The organism is Nonomuraea sp. NPDC049480 (assembly GCF_044465905.1).
Taxonomy (GTDB): domain Bacteria; phylum Actinomycetota; class Actinomycetes; order Streptosporangiales; family Streptosporangiaceae; genus Nonomuraea.
In genome coordinates this window covers 63,137-81,555 of the sequence record NZ_JBITMD010000020.1, presented here as the reverse complement: position 1 = coordinate 81,555, position 18,419 = coordinate 63,137, and the positions used below count along the sequence as shown (strand labels likewise).

13 protein-coding genes are annotated in these 18,419 nt (G+C 70.3%); 5 read left to right on the top strand and 8 right to left on the bottom strand.

The features are described 5' to 3' along the window. Positions 1 to 100: 100 nt before the first annotated feature. The 4 genes from ACIBX3_RS42220 to ACIBX3_RS42205 form a co-directional block, all read right to left on the bottom strand. Positions 101 to 811, bottom strand: coding sequence for an alpha/beta fold hydrolase (locus ACIBX3_RS42220; RefSeq protein ID WP_397126219.1), 711 nt, complete (start codon positions 809 to 811; stop codon positions 101 to 103). Continuing rightward, positions 808 to 1,539, bottom strand: a complete 732-nt coding sequence (locus ACIBX3_RS42215; protein ID WP_397126218.1) for an alpha/beta hydrolase — start codon at positions 1,537 to 1,539, stop codon at positions 808 to 810. The genes ACIBX3_RS42220 and ACIBX3_RS42215 overlap by 4 nt, the downstream gene beginning before the upstream one ends. Positions 1,540 to 1,938: 399 nt before the next feature. Then, a complete protein-coding gene (locus tag ACIBX3_RS42210) occupies positions 1,939 to 2,934 on the bottom strand; it encodes an alpha/beta hydrolase (protein ID WP_397126217.1) in 996 nt (331 codons plus the stop codon). Positions 2,935 to 3,086: 152 nt separating this feature from the next. After that, on the bottom strand, positions 3,087 to 5,855 hold the full coding sequence (locus tag ACIBX3_RS42205) for a helix-turn-helix transcriptional regulator (RefSeq protein WP_397126216.1): 2,769 nt from the start codon (positions 5,853 to 5,855) through the stop codon (positions 3,087 to 3,089). Between the two features lie 736 nt (positions 5,856 to 6,591). Between ACIBX3_RS42205 and ACIBX3_RS42200 the strand changes: the two genes are divergently transcribed. After that, positions 6,592 to 6,819: a hypothetical protein gene (locus ACIBX3_RS42200; protein WP_397126215.1), complete on the top strand. Its 228-nt coding sequence runs from the start codon at positions 6,592 to 6,594 to the stop codon at positions 6,817 to 6,819. A gap of 127 nt (positions 6,820 to 6,946) precedes the next feature. On the opposite strand, the gene ACIBX3_RS42195 is transcribed toward ACIBX3_RS42200, so the two are convergent. After that, positions 6,947 to 7,444 carry a hypothetical protein gene (locus ACIBX3_RS42195; protein ID WP_397126214.1) on the bottom strand — a complete coding sequence of 166 codons (498 nt, stop codon included), beginning with the start codon at positions 7,442 to 7,444 and terminating at the stop codon, positions 6,947 to 6,949. A 447-nt stretch (positions 7,445 to 7,891) separates the two neighbouring features. On the opposite strand from ACIBX3_RS42195, the gene ACIBX3_RS42190 reads away from it, so the two are divergent. After that, complete coding sequence (locus tag ACIBX3_RS42190) at positions 7,892 to 9,673, top strand: putative Ig domain-containing protein (protein WP_397126213.1); 1,782 nt, start codon at positions 7,892 to 7,894, stop codon at positions 9,671 to 9,673. Positions 9,674 to 9,689: 16 nt separating this feature from the next. Next, positions 9,690 to 13,040: a putative Ig domain-containing protein gene (locus ACIBX3_RS42185; protein WP_397126212.1), complete on the top strand. Its 3,351-nt coding sequence runs from the start codon at positions 9,690 to 9,692 to the stop codon at positions 13,038 to 13,040. Positions 13,041 to 13,047: 7 nt separating this feature from the next. On the opposite strand, the gene ACIBX3_RS42180 is transcribed toward ACIBX3_RS42185, so the two are convergent. Further along, the gene (locus ACIBX3_RS42180) at positions 13,048 to 14,664 is read right to left on the bottom strand and encodes an alpha/beta fold hydrolase (protein ID WP_397126211.1); all 1,617 of its coding nucleotides are present in this window, start codon (positions 14,662 to 14,664) and stop codon (positions 13,048 to 13,050) included. A gap of 527 nt (positions 14,665 to 15,191) precedes the next feature. On the opposite strand from ACIBX3_RS42180, the gene ACIBX3_RS42175 reads away from it, so the two are divergent. Then, positions 15,192 to 15,416 (top strand): hypothetical protein, encoded by a 225-nt coding sequence (locus ACIBX3_RS42175; protein WP_397126210.1) that lies wholly within the window; start codon positions 15,192 to 15,194, stop codon positions 15,414 to 15,416. Positions 15,417 to 15,427: 11 nt separating this feature from the next. Here ACIBX3_RS42175 and ACIBX3_RS42170 read toward each other — a convergent pair whose 3' ends face one another. Both ACIBX3_RS42170 and ACIBX3_RS42165 read right to left on the bottom strand, forming a co-directional pair. After that, the gene (locus ACIBX3_RS42170) at positions 15,428 to 16,528 is read right to left on the bottom strand and encodes a hypothetical protein (protein WP_397126209.1); all 1,101 of its coding nucleotides are present in this window, start codon (positions 16,526 to 16,528) and stop codon (positions 15,428 to 15,430) included. Continuing rightward, positions 16,525 to 17,031, bottom strand: a complete 507-nt coding sequence (locus ACIBX3_RS42165; RefSeq protein WP_397126208.1) for a SigE family RNA polymerase sigma factor — start codon at positions 17,029 to 17,031, stop codon at positions 16,525 to 16,527. The genes ACIBX3_RS42170 and ACIBX3_RS42165 overlap by 4 nt, the downstream gene beginning before the upstream one ends. A 112-nt stretch (positions 17,032 to 17,143) precedes the next feature. Between ACIBX3_RS42165 and ACIBX3_RS42160 the strand changes: the two genes are divergently transcribed. Beyond that, positions 17,144 to 18,397 (top strand): cation:proton antiporter, encoded by a 1,254-nt coding sequence (locus ACIBX3_RS42160; protein WP_397126207.1) that lies wholly within the window; start codon positions 17,144 to 17,146, stop codon positions 18,395 to 18,397. Positions 18,398 to 18,419: the final 22 nt, after the last annotated feature.

Here is an 18,419-nt window from a genome sequence, read left to right as displayed (position 1 = left end):
CCTGCGGGGGTACGTGCTCCCGCCATGGCCGCAAAGAGCGGGTTGACCGGTGCATGCCTCAGTCACGGAGGCGGGGCGACTCTTTGCGGCGGGAGGGTTGTCACGCGACGGTTCGAACGGCCTTGAGGATGACGTCGGCGACGGCGGCGGACTGGGAGGCGGGCAGCGCGTGCGAGGCGCCGGCGATCTCCACCTGCTCGCGGGCACCGGCCCGTTCGGCCATGAACCGGTGAGCGGCGAGCGGGATGTTGAAGTCCAGCTCGGGATAGATGAACCAGGACGGCAGGTCCCGCCAGGCCGGCTCATCGGCCTTGTCGTTGAGCGCCCGGTCGTTCAACGGCCGCTGCGCCACGGCGTCCAGAGCGGCGCGCTCCGGGGGCAGGTCGGCGGCGAACTGCTGGTGGTAGCGCTCCTGGCGGATGTACAGATCGGTGCTGCCGTCGGGCAGCGCGACCGCGTTCAGCGTTTCGCCGAGCGTGCTGCCGGGAAAGCGGCCGCTCAGCTCGGCGATGCTCTCGCCCGCCTCGGGTGCGAACGCGGCCACGAACACCATCGCCTTGACGCGGTCGTCGCCGCGGACGGCTCCCGAGATGACCTGACCGCCGTAGGAGTGACCGACCAGGACGACCGGGCCGTCGATGGAGGAAACCAGGCCGGCGACGACATCGGCGTCACCCGAAAGGCTGCGCAGCGGGTTGGCGGCGGCGATCACGCTCAGGTCGTGCTCGCGCAGCCTGGTGATGACGCCGTTCCAGCTGGCGGACTCGGCGAAGGCCCCATGGACGAGAACGACGGTGGGCGAAGTGGTCATGATCGCTCCTTGCGGGTGTTCAGGGCGGTGGACAGGAAGTCGATGGCCTGTCGGATGGCGTTTTCGGCGGCATGGGTGCCGCGCAGGGCGTTGAGCATCACGAAGTCGTGGATGATGCCTTGGTAGCGCACGGCGGTGACCGCGACGCCGGCCGCGCGCAGCTTGTTCGCGTACGCCTCGCCTTCGTCGCGCAGCACATCGGCTTCGGCGGTGATGACGAGTGCCTGCGGCAGCCCGGCCAGTTCCTCCAGGCTCGCCCGTAGCGGCGAGGCGGTGATCTGCGCACGGTCGGCGGGATCGGTGGTGTACTGGTCCCAGAACCACTGCATGCCGTCGCGGCGCAGGAAGTACCCTTCGGCGAACTCGTGGTAGGAGCCGGTGTCGAAGGCGGCGTCGGTGACCGGGTAGAACAACACCTGCGCGGCCAGCGGGATCCCGCCGCGCTCCTTGGCCAGGAGCGTGAGGGCGATCGCCATGTTGCCGCCGACCGAGTCTCCGGCGACCGCCAGGCGGGAGGCGTCCAGGTCATGGGCGGCGCCGTGCTCGATGACCCAGCGGGCGGCCGTGTGGACCTGTTCGATCGCGACCGGGTAGCGGGCTTCGGGAGAGGCGCTGTAGTTGACGAACACCACCGCCGCGCCGACGCCGAGGGCCAGCTCGCGGGCCAGCCGGCCGTGGGTGTGGTCGTTGCCGAACACCCAGCCCGCCCCGTGCACGTAGATGATCACGGGGAGGGGGCCCGCTTGCGCCTGCCGGCCGGAACACACTCACCGTCAGCCCGTCGGTGACCGCGAGGATCTCCTTGCTGGTGCCCGGCACCTCGATCTCGGGTGTCTGAGCCTGGTCCACGGCCTTGCGGCCGTCGGCGGGATCGAGATCGAACAGGTAGGGCGGGTTCGCGGTGGCCTCGGCGAAGGCCTGCGCGGCCTCTTCGAGAACGGGTTTGTCGGTGGACATCCTGGCCTCTTTCCCCTGAGCATGACAGGCCGCCGCAGCGGCCTCACGCCCACAGCCTGGCAAACCACTCTTTCCGGACACATCAGTAAATTGACTGGTCTGTCGCAGACTGCCGGCTGAAGAGAGAGGGACCTATCGCCTCCACGTGTGGACGAGGCGGACTGCCGGTGTCAGCGCCGGTCGGCCAGGGCGTCTTCGAGGAAGTGGCCGCCCTGCCTGAGCGCGGCCACGGTGGGAGGGCTTTCGCGCAGGGGGTTGAGGAACGCGAAGTCGTGGACCGTCCCCAGGTAGCGCACGCAGGTCACCGGCACTCCCGCCCGCCGCAGCAGGCGGGCGTACTGCTCGCCCTCGTCCCGTACGACGTCGGCCTCCGCCGATACGACCAGCGCGCGAGGCAGTCCCGCGAGGTCCGCCGTGGTGGCGCACAGCGGCGACGCGGTGGGTTCGGCGAGCTCGTTGCCGTCGTCGCTGTATTGCTGCCAGTACCATTCCAAAGCCGCGCGCGTCAGGAGGTAGCCGGACGCGAACTGTTTCCGGGACGCGGTGTCGCAGTACGGGGCGGTCGTCGGGTAGTACAGCAGTTGCGCGCGAATGCGGGGGCCGCCGCGCTGCTTGGCCATCATGGTCAGCGCCGTGGCCATGGTCGCGCCGGCGCAGTCGCCGGCCACCGCCAGCCTCCGGCCGTCCAGGTCCATCTCCGCGGCCTGCTCGACCAGCCAGGTCAGCACCGCGTAGGACTCCTCGAGCGCGACCGGGTAACGGGCTTCCGGAGTGCGGGTGTACTCGGGGACCACGAAAGCGGCGGCGCTGGTGGCCGCGAGCTCGCAGATCATGCGCGCGTGGGTCCGGGCGTCGCCGAGCATCCAGCAGCCGCCGTGCAGGTATACGACCACGGGCAAAGGACCGGCTGCGCGTGCGGGCCGGAAGATCCAGAAGCCGGCGAGCCCAGAAGGGCCTACCGGCGCCACGGCGTACTCGCCCTCTACATCGAAGTCGTCGTACGCGTGGCCCTGGATCTCCAGCAACGCCTGCCGTCCGTCGAGCGGGCCGAGCTGGTGCAGGTAGGGCGGTGCGGCCGAGGCGTCGACGAGGCGCTGGACGACGGGGTCGAGGACGAGGGCCAAACGGTCGTGTCCTTCTGGGCCCGTGACGGGCTCGAAACTCACGCGGTCTCACCTTTCCTGGCGTCGAAGGGATCATCGTGCGGCGGCCCACCGGCCGCTGCGGCGAGCGCCCTCGCCTCCACCCTCGGTCCGCAAGGGCCGCAAAGGTCGCAAAGGCCGCGAAGCAGCGTCCACCGGACGGCTCGACGCGGCGGTCACAGATCGCCCAGCAGGGCCCGAAGCTGGTTGCGGCTGCTCACTCCGAGCTTCGGATACACGTTATAGAGGTGGGAGCTGACCGTGCGGGGCGAGAGCATCAATTGCTCGGCGATCTCCCGGTTGCGCAGTCCCTGCGCCGCCAGGCGGACGATCTGGCGCTGCTGGGTGGTCAGTCCCGCCAGCGGGTCGGCCGGGGCGGGCGCGGTGGCGACGCCGCTGGCCCGCAGCTCGCCGCGTGCCTCCTCGGCCAGGCCGATCGCGCCGAGCCGGGTGAACGACTCCAGCGCCGTGGCCAGGAGCGGACGGGCGTCCAGGGGGCGCCGTTTCCTGCGCAGCCACTGGGCGTAGTGAAGCCGGGCCTGCGCGCGGGCCAGCGGCCACTGCTCGCCCGCGGGGTTCACCGTGGCGAGCCGGAAGTGGTGCTCGGCGTCCTTGGGATCGCCGGTCAGCGCGGCGGCGTGGTGAAGGATGAGCGTCATCCGGGTGGTCGGCCGTGGGCCCAGAGCGGCGCCCACCGCCGCGACGATGCGCGCCGCCTCTTCCTGTCTGCCCGTCCGCTGGGCGGCCGCAGCCAGATCCGCGATCACAGGGTGGGACAAGACGTAGTGCAAAGGGGCGCCGTCCTCCTCGAACAGCAGCCGCATGTGGCGGAACGCGCCGTCGAAGTCACCTGCCGCGGCGGCGGCGATGCCGGCGGCCCGCAGCAGGCGCGCGTGCGTGGCGCGGTTCTCCTCAAGCCCGACGCCCATCCAGTCCGGGGGCGCCGGCATGACGGCGGGCTCCCCGCGCAGTGCCCGCAGGGTCGTCCGCAGTGCCTCGACGTCGATCTCCAGGTGCTTCAGCTTGTGGACGGCCGCCAGCGTCGCCGTCGTCTCCAGATGCTCGTCGGCCTCCGCCCACCGCCCGGTGTCGATCAGCGCCGAGCCCATCGTCGCGAGCGAGGGCGCGGCAGAGCCCATGGAGCCGTACGCCGCCAGCATGGCGTACGCCTGCCGCAAGAACTCCACGCACAGGTCGGACTCGTCGGCGTACCAGGCGACCGCGCCGAACGTGAGCAAGCGGGTCATCTCCGCGACGTCGTCCTGCGGCTCCGGCGGGTTGGGCCGCAGGCGGATCTGCCGCAGCAGCTCGGGGGCGGTCGTCGGATCGGCCCCGGCCAGGGTCGCGGCCCGCACCCCGTCGGCGGTTTCCGCCGCCCTCAGCTCGGGGTAGGGCGTGTCGCGGCAGTCGGCATCGATCCCCTCGAGAATGGCCACGATCGGACGCCTGATCTCGGGCAGTCCCGCCTGGAACGCGACAGCGTGCATGTTGGACACCAGCGCGAGCACCGTCATGCCGTCCCGGGGCTGATCCGGCTCCAGGGCGCTCATCAGCACCTGGAACGCCTCCCGCTGGTGGCCGAACAGCGACAGGGCCAAGCCGGCCCCGCACGCCGCGACGCCGAGCAGGTCAGGATCACGCGTCAGCGCGGTGACCTTGCCGTACAGCTCGCGCACCCACGAGGGGTCGCCGGCGTTGTTCGCGGCTCTCAGCGCCTTGGCGTACCGGCGCGCCCGATCGGCGGGTGCGGGGCTGCACTCCGCCGACCGCTCCAGCGCCCGCGCCGCCGCGAAGAAACCGCCGCGCCGCTCGGCGAGCTCCGCGGTGTCCTCCAGCGCCGCCGCCACCGACTCGTCCTGGCCGACGCACGCGGCGGCCAGATGCCAGGCCCGGCGGGCGGGATCCGCCGTCAGCACCGCCGCCAGGTCCCGATGCGCCCGCTGCCGGAGATAGGCGGGGGCCCCGTGATAGGAGCCCGCACGCGCCAGCGGATGCCGGAAGGCGATCCGCCCCTCCACGACGGTCACCAGGCCGGCGTCCTCGGCGGGAGCCCATACCGCGAGGTCCGGCCCCGCGCCGGCGGCGGCCATGATCGTGGCAAGGTCTTCGTACTCCGACGCCGCCGCGTACAGGATCAGCCGCTGGGTGATCTCCGGCAGGCCGCGCAGACGTGCGGCGTACATTTGCTGGATGCGCTCGGTCTGCGGCAGCCCACCACCGGGCAGGCCACCACCGGGCAGCCCACCCGGGCCGCCTGTCCTGGCCGCCCGGCACAGCTCGATGATGGCCAGCGGATTCCCACCGGACTGCTGGAGCACATCGATCCGAGTCCGGCCGGTCGGCGGGTGCGGCTGGGCGTTCATGAGTTCGGCCGCGGCCTGCTCGGTCAGCGGCCCCAGAAGCAGCGTGGGCAGGTTACCGGCGACACCCTCCGGAGGCGTCTGCCCACGCGCCGCCACCAGCACCGAAACGTCCTCCGCCGAGATACGGCGGGCCACGAAGCCCAGAACGTCGAGAGAGTCCCGGTCGCAGTGCTGGACGTCGTCCACGGCCAGCAAGACGGGCCGCCGCCGGGAGACGCCGGTCAGCAACGTCAGGACCGCCACACGCAGCAGCGTCGGGTCAGGCTGTCCGTCCGCCGGAGTGATGCCCACCGCACTCTCCAACGCTCTCCGCAGGTGCTCGGCGAGCGTGCCGGCCTCCGGCAGGACAGGAAGAAGTAACTGGTGCAAGGACGCGAAGGACTGCTGCGACTCCGCCTCGCTGCCCTGGCACGTCAGTACGGCCCACCCGCTGCCGCGCGCATGGTCGGCGGCGGCGGCCACCAAGCTCGTCTTGCCGGCGCCGGCCTCGCCGAGCAGGAGCAGCATCCGCGATCCGCCGCGATCCGCCTCTATGACCTCCAGGACGCGACGGATCTCGGGTTGCCGGCCGACCAGTGTCACAGCAGGCTCGGCCGCACGTGTGGCGCTGTGCCCTCTGTCTCTACGACGCGTGCTCCGGAGGGTCCGGCGGACCGTGCGGGAGGGGCACAAGCGGTCAGGTCATCCACGGCGTGTCTCCTCTCCCGTCGCTTCCCAGTCCCGAGCCCGGCGACTGTTCGACCATTCCGGCCACAGCGCCGGAGCGGATTTACGCATTCTCCCATCTTCCTCACCCAACGACGGCTCAGGACACGTTCGGGAGAAGTTCCCGCGCCGAGCGGGGAACGGGCCGCTGATGCGCGGAACTCGGCGGTCGCGCTCCGGATCAGTCGTCAGGGCTGCTCCATCCTCGTCGAGGACCGGGGTGTCGCCGGATGCGGTTGCTCGGTACCTCTTCGGGGCCGGCGAGGTAGAACCAGTTCTTTTTCTGGAAATTTGCCGCCTCTGTGGCGCTGCATTTAAAGGCTCGGGGAACTGCTGTCCGGGCTCCTGCCAATCTGCGCGAAAGCGCAGCTCGGGGGCCTGTCGCGGCTGGCTGCGGCGTAATGCCGAATTTCTCTGGAACGAGCGGATAATTACGTATGTGTAGCGATATGTCGGAAATTAGGATTTACCTCTGGTCGGGCGATTCCGCCTGGCGCCGCGATTAGTCTGAGTGATGTTCAGCGCTGCAGCGGCGTATCCGGGACCCGGAATCAACGCTCACCGTCCGATCCCGTCAACCGGGCTCGGTCCTCATCTCAGGGAGTGATCTCTGATGCTCAAGCGTTTGCTTCTCGCCGTCGCGCTGGCGGCGTCCACGCTCCTCATCACCGGAACCACGGCCGGCGTCGCCCAGGCCTCCGGCGCGAGCATCTGCGCGCCGCAGCACTCCGCCCTCGCCTCCAGCACGGCCAGGAGGTGCGAGTGGAGAGGCAAGTGCTACTGGTGCAAGCAGAACGGGCACTGGAAGCGCCAGTACTGCCGAGGCGGCTCAGGAAACTAGCCGGCCGCATCGGCGGCTGGTCCGTCAGCCGGCGGCAGTCCCGCGAGGCATCGCCTCGCGGGACTGCCCGCGCGCGGGTGGAGCGAATGACGGTTTCTCCAGCGGCAGAGCGTAGGTCGTAGGTCGGTCAGTGAGGGGCCACCAGGGTTTTGAGCGCGACTATGGCCAGGCCCAGTACGAGGTTGGCGACTGCGGAAACGACCACGACGCGCGCAGGGGAACGGGCCGTGACGGCGGCCGCGACAGCCCAGGCGACCTGGCTCGCCACCGCGACCACCAGCGCCACCCAGGTCGCCACGACGTCGGACATGCCGAACGCTGAGGCGAAGGCGGCGGCCACGGCGGGCGGGAACGAGGCCTGCGCCACCGGCCAGTCCTGCCGGCCGGCCGTGCGGAGTCGCCGCCAGGTCAGGGTGTGGGTGCCGTGGCTCACGACCATGGCGTAGACATGGGCGAGCCAGAACACCACACCCGTGCAGAGCAGCACGACCACGAGGCTCCCCGCCGAGATGGGTGTGCCGTCCACCGCGCTGCCGGCCACCACGGAGGCCGCCAGCAACGAACCGTACACGGCCCCCGAGAACTCGACCCGTTCCGGAGGCCCGTCCGTGTTACGCACGTTCATGGCAGCAGTGTCGTCGGGTGCCTGGCGGTTCGGCCGGTCGGCGTGCGGGCGGATGCCCAGTTTTAGGGTGCTCGAGGAGATCACCCGGCCCGCCATGGCAGACTGCGCGCACGGTTGAAGTTACCGGTACCTGTCGCGTCGCGCACGGGCCCGCAACCTAGCCTGTGAGGACATTCCAGTCAACCGGTTTACCTCAGAGGGGCATTCGCGATATACCTACGCAGGGCATGGAAACCGGTTTCCATGCCTCAGACGACATGTCGCCAGCGTGGCTCAGCAACGTCGCTGTCCGCGTGCGCCCCATCCCGTCCACGGACTGTGGTCAGGGCCTCGCCCCGAGCTGTGAGCCAGGACGCGATGGATTCGGTCCCGTGCCGGCTCCCGCGCACGGGCGCACATCACGCTCCTGTCCCGACCCAAGTCCCCCACACCCGAAGGACTCTCCCCATGACCGACCCCCACGGCATCGGGTTGACCCGGCGCACCTTCATCCAGACTGCGGGCGCCACCGCCGCCGCGTACTCCGTGATCGGCACGATGGCCGGCGCCGCGAGTGCGGACGTCAGGTCTGAGGCCGCCGACCGGCTGGTGGTGTACCCCATCCCTGCCGGGGTGCCGACCAACGCCGGCTTCTCCGTGAAGGCCCGTACTCCGAACGGCCAGTGGCAGCCGGTGCCCGTGCTGCGCGGCCTGACCAAGACGATCAACGAGAAGACGGGCGCCGGCATCATCCGGAACACCTCGGTCGCCACCTTCGACTTCACCGGCACCGTGGAGATCGAGGTCACCTCGTCCAAGGGCACGATCGGCTCCGCGCGGATCCGCCCGCTGTCGTACGACGTCAAGCACGAAGTGGCCGGCGACACCGTGCGCTTCAGCCTCAGCGAGCCGCGCAACCTCTCCATCGAGATCGACGGCGAGATCTTCGGCAACCTGCAGCTGCACGCCAACCCGATCGAGGCGCAGCGGCCCGAGCTCGAGGACCCCGACGTCATCTACTTCGGTCCCGGCGTGCACACCGTGCCCGGCAACGTGCTGATGGTGCCCAGCGGCAAGACGGTGTACCTGGCCGGCGGCGCGGTGCTGAAGGCCCGGGTGGAGTTCAACAAGGTCGAGAACGCCCGGCTGCTCGGCCGGGGCATCCTGTGGAACGCCGACGGCGGAACCACGGTGGCGTTCTCGAAGAACATCGAGATCGACGGCATCATGGTGCTCAATCCGCGTACCGGCTACGCCTGCACCATCGGCCAGTCCAAGCAGGTCACCGTCCGCAACCTGCACTCCTACAGCAGCGGCCAGTGGGGCGACGGCATCGACGTGTTCAGCAGCGAGGACGTCCTGATCGAGGGCGTCTTCATGCGCAACAGCGACGACTGCATCGCCATCTACGCCCACCGCTGGGACTACTACGGCGACACCCGCAACGTCACCGTACGCGACTCCATCCTCTGGGCCGATGTCGCGCACCCGGTCAACATGGGCACGCACGGCAACCCGGAGAAGCCCGAGGTCATCGAGAACGTGATGTTCAGCAACATCGACGTCCTCGACCACCGTGAGCCCCAGATCCTCTACCAGGGCTGCTTCGCCATGAACACCGGTGACAGCAACCTCATTCGCAATGTCCGCATCCAGGACGTGCGGGTGGAGGACTTCCGCTGGGGCCAGCTGATCAACATGCGGGTCATGGCCAACCGGTACAACTCCGCGCCCGGCCGGGGCATCGAGGACGTGTACGTGCGGAACCTGAAGTACGACGGCGAACACGCCAACATGTCGCTCATCGTCGGCTACGACGCGGACCGCCCCGTCAAGAACGTGACCTTCCAGAACCTGGCGATCAACGGCACGGTCATCGCCGACACGATGCAGAAACCGCGCTGGTACCTGACCCAGGACATGGTCCCGATGTTCGTCAACGAGCACGTGAAGGATCTCCGCTTCCTGGACTCCGCCACGGCCGCGTCCGCCGTCGCGCCGGAGATCACCAGCGCGGGCGAGGGCACGTCCACCGCGCGCCAGGTCTTCAACCACCTGATCACCGCGACCGCGCTGCCGACGTCGTTCGACGCGGAAGGCCTGCCGAAGGGACTCGCGGTCGACAAGAGCACCGGCCTGATCTCCGGAATCCCGCAGGTCCCCGGCGCCTACACGGTCACCGTCTCGGCCACGAACAGCGTGGGCACGGCGACGAAGTCCCTCGCCCTCACCGTCCAGCATCCCGCCTGAGCGAGGAGAGTCACCCGTGCCTTCCTTCAGCCGGCGGTCGTTCCTCGGCGCGGCAGGGCTGGCGGCCGTGGCCGGAAGCGGGCTGCTGCCCGCGTACGCCACGCCCGCCTGGGCCCTGGACGCTGATGAGGCGTTCGCCTTCGTCCACCCCGGTCTCCTCCACTCCCGCGCGGACCTGGACCGGATGAAGTCCGCGGTCGCGGCCGGGCGGGACCCGATCGCCGCCGGCTTCGCCGCGATGGCCGCCCACGCCCGTTCCCAATACACCTACGCCGTCCAGAACACCGGACAGATCACCACGTGGGGCCGCGGCCCCACCAACTTCGCGAACCAGGCCGTCGCGGACGCGGCCGCCGCGTACCAGAACGCCCTGATGTGGGCGATCACCGGCGACGTACGCCACGCCGACAAGGCCCGCGACATCCTGGACGCCTGGGCCGCCTCCCTCACCGGCATCACCGGCGCGGACGGGCAGCTCGGCGCCGGGCTCCAGGCCTTCAAGCTCGTCAACGCCGCGGAGATCCTCCGGCACACCGGCTACGACGGCTGGCCCGAGGCGTCGGTGCGGCGCTGCGCCCGCTCCTTCACCGACGTCTGGTATCCGGCGGTGTCCGGCTACTGCCTGTACGCCAACGGCAACTGGGACCTCGCCGCGCTCCGTACGATCCTCGCCATCGCGGTGTTCTGCGACGACCGGGTGATGTTCGAGGACGCCATGCGGTTCGCGACGGCCGGGACCGGCAACGGCTCCGTGCTCAACCGCATCGTCACGGCCGCCGGGCAGGGCCAGGAGTCCGGCCGTGACCAGGCTCACGAGCAGCTCGCGGTCGGCCTGCTCGCGGACGCCGCCCAGGTCGCCTGGCAGCAGGGCGTGGACCTCTTCGGCTTCGCTGACGACCGGATTCTCGCGAACTTCGAGTATTTCGCCCGCTACAACCTCGGTGACGGCTCCGTGCCGTTCACCCCGGACCTGGACCGCACCGGCAAGTACATCAAGACGGCCGTCTCCGACCGGCAGCGCGGCGTGTTCCGGCCGCTGTGGGAGATGGCGTACGCCCACTACGCGGGACGCCTCGGCAAGCCCGCCCCTTACACGGAGAAGGTGATCTTCCGGGGCGCGGGCGGCTCGCGCGTGGCCGAGGGCTACAACGACGACCACCCGTCGTGGGGGACGCTCACCTTCGCCGGTACGGAGCGCGGCTCGGGCCTCCCGGCCGGGGCGCCCACCGCTCCGGCCGGTGTGACGGCGGCCTCCGGCGATGCCGGGGCCGGCGTGACGTGGCCGGCGGTCGTCGGAGCCCAGACCTATGGGGTGTGGCGCAAGGAGCCGGACGCCGGCACGTACACCTTGCTCGCGGACGGGCTCACCGCGACCTCGTACACGGATCGCACCGCGGCCGCGGGCCGCGCTTACGCATACACGGCCACGGCCGCCAACGGCCACGGCGCGGGGCCCCGGTCGTTGCCCGTCGTGGCCGCCGGGGGACTGCCGGCGCCCTGGCGTACCGGCGACATCGGTGACCCCCGGCCGAAGGGCTCCACCGGGTACGACGGCGAGCGCGTCACCATGGAGGCGGGCGGCGCCGGGATCGCCGGCAATGCCGACTCCTTCCGCTTCGCGTGGCTGCCGCTGCCGGGGGACGGCGCCGTCACGGCCCGGATCGTGTACCCGCTCAGCTCGCAGTACTCCCAGGTGGGCGTCATGGTGCGGGGCTCGCTGGACGCGGGCGCCCCGCACGCGGCGATGCTGCTGCAGGGTCTGCCGCTGCACGCCTGGAGCGGGGTGTGGACGGTGCGGGCCGGCGCAGGCGCCACCACGCGCGGCACCGGCGCCGTACCCGTGCCGCCGTCCCAGCGCGCGGCGATCACCGCCGGCGCCGCCTTCCCGATCTCCGAGCTGGGATCGCTGCCCGAGTCGGCGACGCCGCTGGAATCCCCCTACGTGGAGGCGGCGAGTGACGGCTACCGGCTGCGGATGCCCTACTGGGTGCGGATCACGCGCAAGGGAGCCCTCCTCACGGGAGAGATCTCACCGGACGGGCACGAGTGGACCACGGTGGGGGCGGGCGAGGTGCCGCTGGGCGGGCACGCGCTGGTGGGGCTCTCCTTCGCCTCGTGCCTGGGGGTCGCGGAGGACTACGCGGAGACCGGCACGGCCTGCTTCGACAACGTCACGGTGACGGGCGGCGGCGCCGGCTGGTCGGTCTCCGAGCCGAGGAGCGGCGTGAGCGAGGTGCAGGCGGCGGCGGACGACTCGGCGATCCAGCTCACGTGGCGGGACGACGACCTGTCCGGGCGGTACGCGGTCTGGCGCGGGGACTCGGAACGAGGGCCCTACCGGCTGCTGGCCACCGGCGTGGCCCCGGTCGGCTTCGGAACCCGCACCCGGTTCAGAGACGCCACCGGCGAGCCCGGCCGTACGTACCACTACGTCGTCGCCCGCGCCAACACGACCGGAACGGGGCCGCGCTCCCGGCCGGTGAGCGCCGGGATGCCCGATCCGTCCGCTGAGCCCGTGCTGTCCGTCCCGAAGATCGTGTATGGCAACGCCGCACGGCCGTTCCGCCTGGTCGTGCGTGCGGCGGGCGATCCCGTACGGTTCACGGCGACGGGGTTGCCCGGCGGGCTGAGCCTCGATCCCCGAACCGGTCTCATCTCCGGGGCCCCTGCCGCGGCCGGGGAGTACTCCGTCAGGCTGACGGCGGAGAACGCGCGCGGCTCGGGAACGGCGGCACTCGCGCTGACCGTGGCCGCCGCTCCACCCGAGCCCTGGGCGTACCGCGACCTCGGCGACGTGGTCCACGACGATCGGCTCCTCGGCGCGTACGGACTGATGATCGTCCGCATGCCCGGGATCACCCACCACGACGACGGGGTCTTCACCGTGCGTGGCGCGGGTGCCGACCTCAACGTCAACGGGCAGGGCGCGAGCGCCCAGTTCGCGTACGTGCCGCTGTCCGGGGACGCGGAGTTCACGGCCAGGCTCACCGGGCCGACGGGCGCACCCGGCCGGGTCGGGGTGGTGATGGCGAAGTCCCTCAACCCCTTCGACCTGATGGCCGGGACGGTGGTGACCGCCGGAGGAACCGGTGTGTGCCAGTTGATCCGGCGGGCCAAGGTGGCCGGCGCCGCGCCCGCGGTGAACGGTCCTTCATTCTCCGGAGCGCCGCTGTTGCTGCGGCTGCGGCGCTCCGGGCTCGTCTTCACCGCCTCCGTGTCGGGCGACGGTGAGACCTGGACGACGGTGGGCCAGGACACCCTGGCGGCCTTCGGCGACGCCCCGTACTACGCGGGCCTCGTCGTGACCTCCGGAAGCCCGGACACCCTGGCCACCGCCGTCTTCGACCAGGTGACCTGGCGTACGTGAGGCGGCGTCAGCCGGACGTCTTGGACGTCACGGCGGAGGCCGGACGCGGCTGGAAGCGCGACGGGTTCACGAGTGAACCGCCCCAGGAGAGCTTGTCCGTCGGCCACAGCTCACGCTGCTGCTTCTTGACCTTGAGCTCGGCCAGTCCGCCCACAGGGCAGCGGAAGCCGTGCGGGGGCACGGTGAGCGAGATCAGGTAGTTGTCGATCGGCTCGGTGCTGCACCTGTCCTTGCCGTAGATGCGGTGTCCCCAGCCCTCGTAAGTGAGCAGCACGGCCTTGGGGCCGAGCTGGCGGGCCACGTTGGCGGACCAGCGGTACGGGGTGGAGGGGTCGTGCAGAGAGTTGCCCAGCAGGATCGGGGCGCTACCCGTGTAGCGCAGCCGGTGCTGCGGGTTGGTGGTGGGGTGGTTGAGGCAGACGGGCAGGTCCTCGGTCGGCATCGGGTTGTACCGCATGTCCGGGGCCACGAGCTTGGAGGCACGCTGGAGTGCCGCGTACTCCTTGTAGTTGCGCACCCGCAGGTTGTAGTCCTCGCAGAGGATCACGGTCGGCAGGTGGGCGACTTCGCCCGTCACGGGCTGACGGCCGGGGAGCGGGGGCATCCACTCCGGCGGCGGCCCGCCGTCCAGGTGGTTCAGCATCTCGCTCAGCAGCTGCCAGGCGGGTCCTTCTGTACCCAGCACGCCGTTCCACAGGACCTGCAGCTCGGTCACCGGCCTGTCCGGGACGCCCGGCCAGTAGAGCTCGCCGGCGCGGGCCTTGGCCAGCAGCCGCTCCCACACCGCCCGGACGTCCTTCCCGTACAGCGCGCAGCTGGGCTCCTGGTCGCACCAGCCGACGAACTGGTCGAACGCGTCCTCGACGGCGGCGGCCTCGGTGAGCATGAACGGCCAGGTGCTCAGGCTGTGGTCCATGTTGCTGTCCAGGACCAGGGCCCGGATCTTGTTCGGGAACAGCTCGGCGTACATCTGGCCGAGCAGCGTGCCGTAGGAGACCCCGTAGAACGTGAGCTTCTCCTCGCCGAGCGCGGCGCGCAGGGCCTCCATGTCACGCGCGACGTTGGTCGAGTCGACGTGGTCGTACACAGGGCCGGTGCGGGTCCGGCAATCGGCGCGCAGCTGCTTGTTGTAGGAGGTCCACTTGTCGAACTCGGCCTGGCTCTTGATGACGGGGTGCGGCATCTGGTTGAACACCGACGCCGAGCAGATCACCGGGTTACTGCGGCCCACGCCCCGGGGGTCGAAGCCGACGATGTCGAAGCTCTTCTGGATTTCCTCGGTGAAGAATCCAGGGGCACTGTAGGCGAACTCCACGCCCGATCCGCCCGGGCCGCCCGCGCCGAGCACCAGGGACCCGACCCGGGCGGAGGGGTCGGTGGCCTTGCGCCGGGCAACGGCCACATCGATGGTGGGGCCGTTCGGCTTGGACCAGTCGATCGGGACGGTCAGCTTGCCGCACTCGGCGGCGGGCTCCTCCTCGCAGGGTGCCCAAGTGATGCCGGCCTTCTCGGCGGCGGCCGCCGAGGTTTCGTCTCCAGGGGCCGCCGCAGCGGCCGTTGGGACGGGTAAAAGTGCCGCGACCGCCACGAAAGCAGTGGCGAGCAGGGAAGATCTTCTTAGCACGTTGCTCCAATCATCGGTCGGCCGGTCCGCTCGCGCGGCACGCGACCGATCTCGCTCAACCCCCGGTCGGCGATCCGCGACGGCCTTGCGGCCGGCGGTGGCTGTGAGCGCGGCCACCGCATTTATCGCGATAAATCGACCCGCAGCACGATACAACAGCATCCGATGTGTTTGGTGATGACACTGAGAACTGCTGGAAAAGCGGGCCAGTGCGGCGGTCGCCGTGATACGCCGGGCTTCCAGCTTGCTGCTGCTCCTGTCGGAGCAGCGGAAATCCCTGTTGTCTTGCCATAGTCTGCATTCCTTGGTGGGAGCGAACCAGGAAACGGATGGGACATTTGCCGGACATATAAAGGCATAAGATGAAATGTCCGTTTTTTTGGGGTGGGGGGCGACAGGCCGCGCGTGTGACCGCCGTGCCGGCAACCCGCTCGGGGGGACCCCGGCAACCTGGGCGTGCTCCTTCACGCGTCGCGAAACCGCCCATCTATACGAATAGAGATTCGATTAATGGGTACGCCATACGTGTGGCAGACGCCCCTATCGTCCGGCTCCTCGATCACCCGTCCGAAGCCGGCTATCTGCTCGAATGGCGCAAGACGGGCGAGGGCTGGGAAGCCCGCGTCTCCTGGATGGAGATCGTCCCCGGCCCCCAGGGCGGCCTGAAGTCCCAAGAGGGATGGCTCCCGGCCCGCCAGGTCGAACCGCTGCCGAGCGAGGACTACAGCAGGGTCCCCCGCACCAGGAGATGACGCGTTGACCGCTACCAGCTGTAGCTGACTCCGGGCAGGACCAGAGTCTGCGTGTTCCGGTTGTCGTACTCCGCCGAACGCCGTGCCTGCCCGGTGGTGACGTCGACCGTATAGGTGTACAGATTTTTCTTGCTCTCGACGACGATCGTGAGCTCGGATCGGCTCCGCCAGGTGGTGGTGCCGCCGATGAAGCCGTCCTTCGGCAGGCCGCGAATGGGCAACTTCCGAAGGATTCGCCCGGTCTTGGCGTCGAGCAGGGTGAGCGTGCGTTTCTTGAGCTCCGAGAATTCGACGGCGGTCACCGTCCGGCCGTCCGGGGAGAGCTCGCTGAACATGATGAACGTGCCGTCGAACCGCACCGGCTTGCCCCCGCCCGTGACCGGCATCAGCCACAGGTCGGTCTTGACGTACCGGATCAGCTCGGCGGCGCCGTCCTTGATGCTGATCACCTCGTACTTGCCGGGTATCGACACCGTCTTGCCGGTACGCATGTCGATCAGCATGCCGGGCTCCTTGCTCCCCTCGCGCGGGTCGAAGGCCACGTACCGGCCGTCCTCGGAGACCGCGAGCAGCGGTCCGGGGCCCATCCGGTCTTCCGTCACCGTGACCGGGGAGGTCACCTCGGCGCCGCTCACCAGGTCGCGTACCACGTGCGCCTGGGCCTTGCGGCTGTAGTAGGCGAGCATCCGCCCGTCCCGGCTGATCGCGACGGGCACCCGCAGTACCTTTCGGGTCGCGACGACGGCCTGCGGCACCCGGTACGTCTTGCCGCTCCGGGTGACGACCCGCCACTCCACGGCACTGCAGTCGATGATGCGCGGCTCCTCGTTGACCTTGCACCTCGTCTGGTACGCGCGGTCGATCGCCTCCACCTTGCCGTCGGGCAGGTCAGGCACCGTGTCCACGCGCTGGGGCGTGGCCGGTTGGCCGCCACGGGGCCAGATCACCACCGCGCCCGCCGTCGTCGCCACCAGCGCCGCGATCGTCGCGACGGTGGCCACCGCCAGCATGGCGCGTCGCTTGCGCCGGTGGCCCGCGATGGCCGCGTCGACCAGGCTCACCGGCGGAGCCTCATCCGCGAGGTCACTCAGCGCGTTGCGCAGCCTCGTCATCGGGTTACCTCCTCGATGTGCAGATCTGCCAGCTCGGGCGCGAGCGCGCGCAGGCGGGCCAGGGCGTGATGGGTCTGGCTCTTGACATTGCCGATCGAGCAGCCGAGCGCCTCCGCCGTCTGCGCCTCGGTGAGGTCCTCCCAGAAGCGCAGCACGATCACGGCCCGCTGCTTGCGGGTCAGCTTGGCCAGCGCCTGGCGGAGCACGATCCGGTCGAGCGTGGCCTCGTCATAGGAGGCGCTCCGCTCGGGCGGATCGGCGCTCGGTAACTCGGGACGAGGACGGCGCCTCCAGGAGATGTACTGGTTGACCAGCGCCTTGCGTGTGTACGCCTCGGGGTTGCCGTCCCTGGAAAGTTTGGGCCAATGCCCGACGACCTTGGTCAGCACGCTCTGCAGCAGGTCCTCGGCGAGGTGGGCGTCTCCCATGAGCAAGTACGCGGTCCGCATCAGCGCTTGCTGGCGGGCCAGCACGAACTCGCGGAAGCCGTCGTGACCATCCAATGTGTTCTCCTCTCGCACGTTCCCAACGCGACCCACTGGGCGAACGGTTGCACCTGTTTCTCAGATTCACGGGCGGCGTGATGTGTGGTGACCTTGGGGCAGTTGGCCCGGGATGCCCACCCCAGATCTCATCCTTGCCCTCGCCGGCGCCGCCGCGTTGCTCGCCGCCGTCCTGCCCGGCCTGCTCGTCCGCCGGGCGCTCTCCCTGCCGCTGGTGTACCTGGTCGGCGGCGTGGTGTTGTTCCTGCTGCCGCTCGGCCTGCCCGACCCCGACCCGATCGCTCATCGGGTGGCCTTGGAGCACATCACGGAGATCTGCGTACTTGTCTCCCTCATGGGGGCAGGGCTGGCGCTCAACCGCCGCGCCGGGTTACGGAGCTGGGCCACGACGTGGCGGCTGCTCGGCTGGGCGATGCCGCTGACCGTCGCCGGGGTGACCGCCGCGGCCGTGCTTGTGCTCGGCTGGCCCATCGCGGCGGCGCTGCTGCTGGGAGCGGTGCTCGCGCCCACCGACCCGGTGCTCGCCTCCGACGTGAACGTGGGCGAGCCCGTCGACGCCGAGAACGCCGACGACGAGGTCCGCTTCGCGCTGACCTCGGAGGCGGGGCTGAACGACGGGCTGGCCTTCCCCATCGTGTACGCCGCCATCGCCGTGGCCACCGCCGGCGGAGCGGGGTGGCTCGGCGAGTGGGCGCTGGTGGACGTGCTCTACCGGATTCTGGCGGGGCTGGTCTGCGGCCTGCTGATCGGCCGGCTGCTGGGACGGCTCGTCTTCCACACCGGGGCCGACGAACTGCGGCTGGCAGAGCGCCGCGACGGTTTCGTCGCGCTCGCCGCGACCTTCCTCGCGTACGGGCTGACGGAGCTCGCGAACGGCTACGGCTTCATCGCGGTGTTCGTCACCGCGTGCACCATCAGGCGGGCCGAGCACGGACACGGCTACAACAACGTCCTGCACGGCTTCGTGGAGCAGATCGAGCGGTTGTTCACCGCCTGGCTGCTGCTCCTGCTCGGCGGCTTCGTCGCGGCCGGCGGCCTGGCCTCGCTCACCTGGCGGGGCGCCGCGGTAGGGGTGCTGCTGGTGCTGGTGATCCGCCCCCTGGCGGCCTGGCTGTCCCAGATCCGCGGTCCGGCCGGGCCCAAGGAACGGCTGGTGATCTCGTTCTTCGGCATCCGGGGCATCGGCTCGCTGTTCTACCTGGCGTACGCGCTCGGCCACGCCGAATTCGGCGTCCCACCGGACGAGCTGTGGGCGGTGGCCGCCTTCGCCGTGCTCGCCTCGGTGGTGCTGCACGGCATCTCCGCCACCCCGGCCATGACCCGCCTGGACGCCCTACGCGACCGCTCCCGCCTGCCTGCCGGATAGCCGATCACCGAGCCTGGTGATC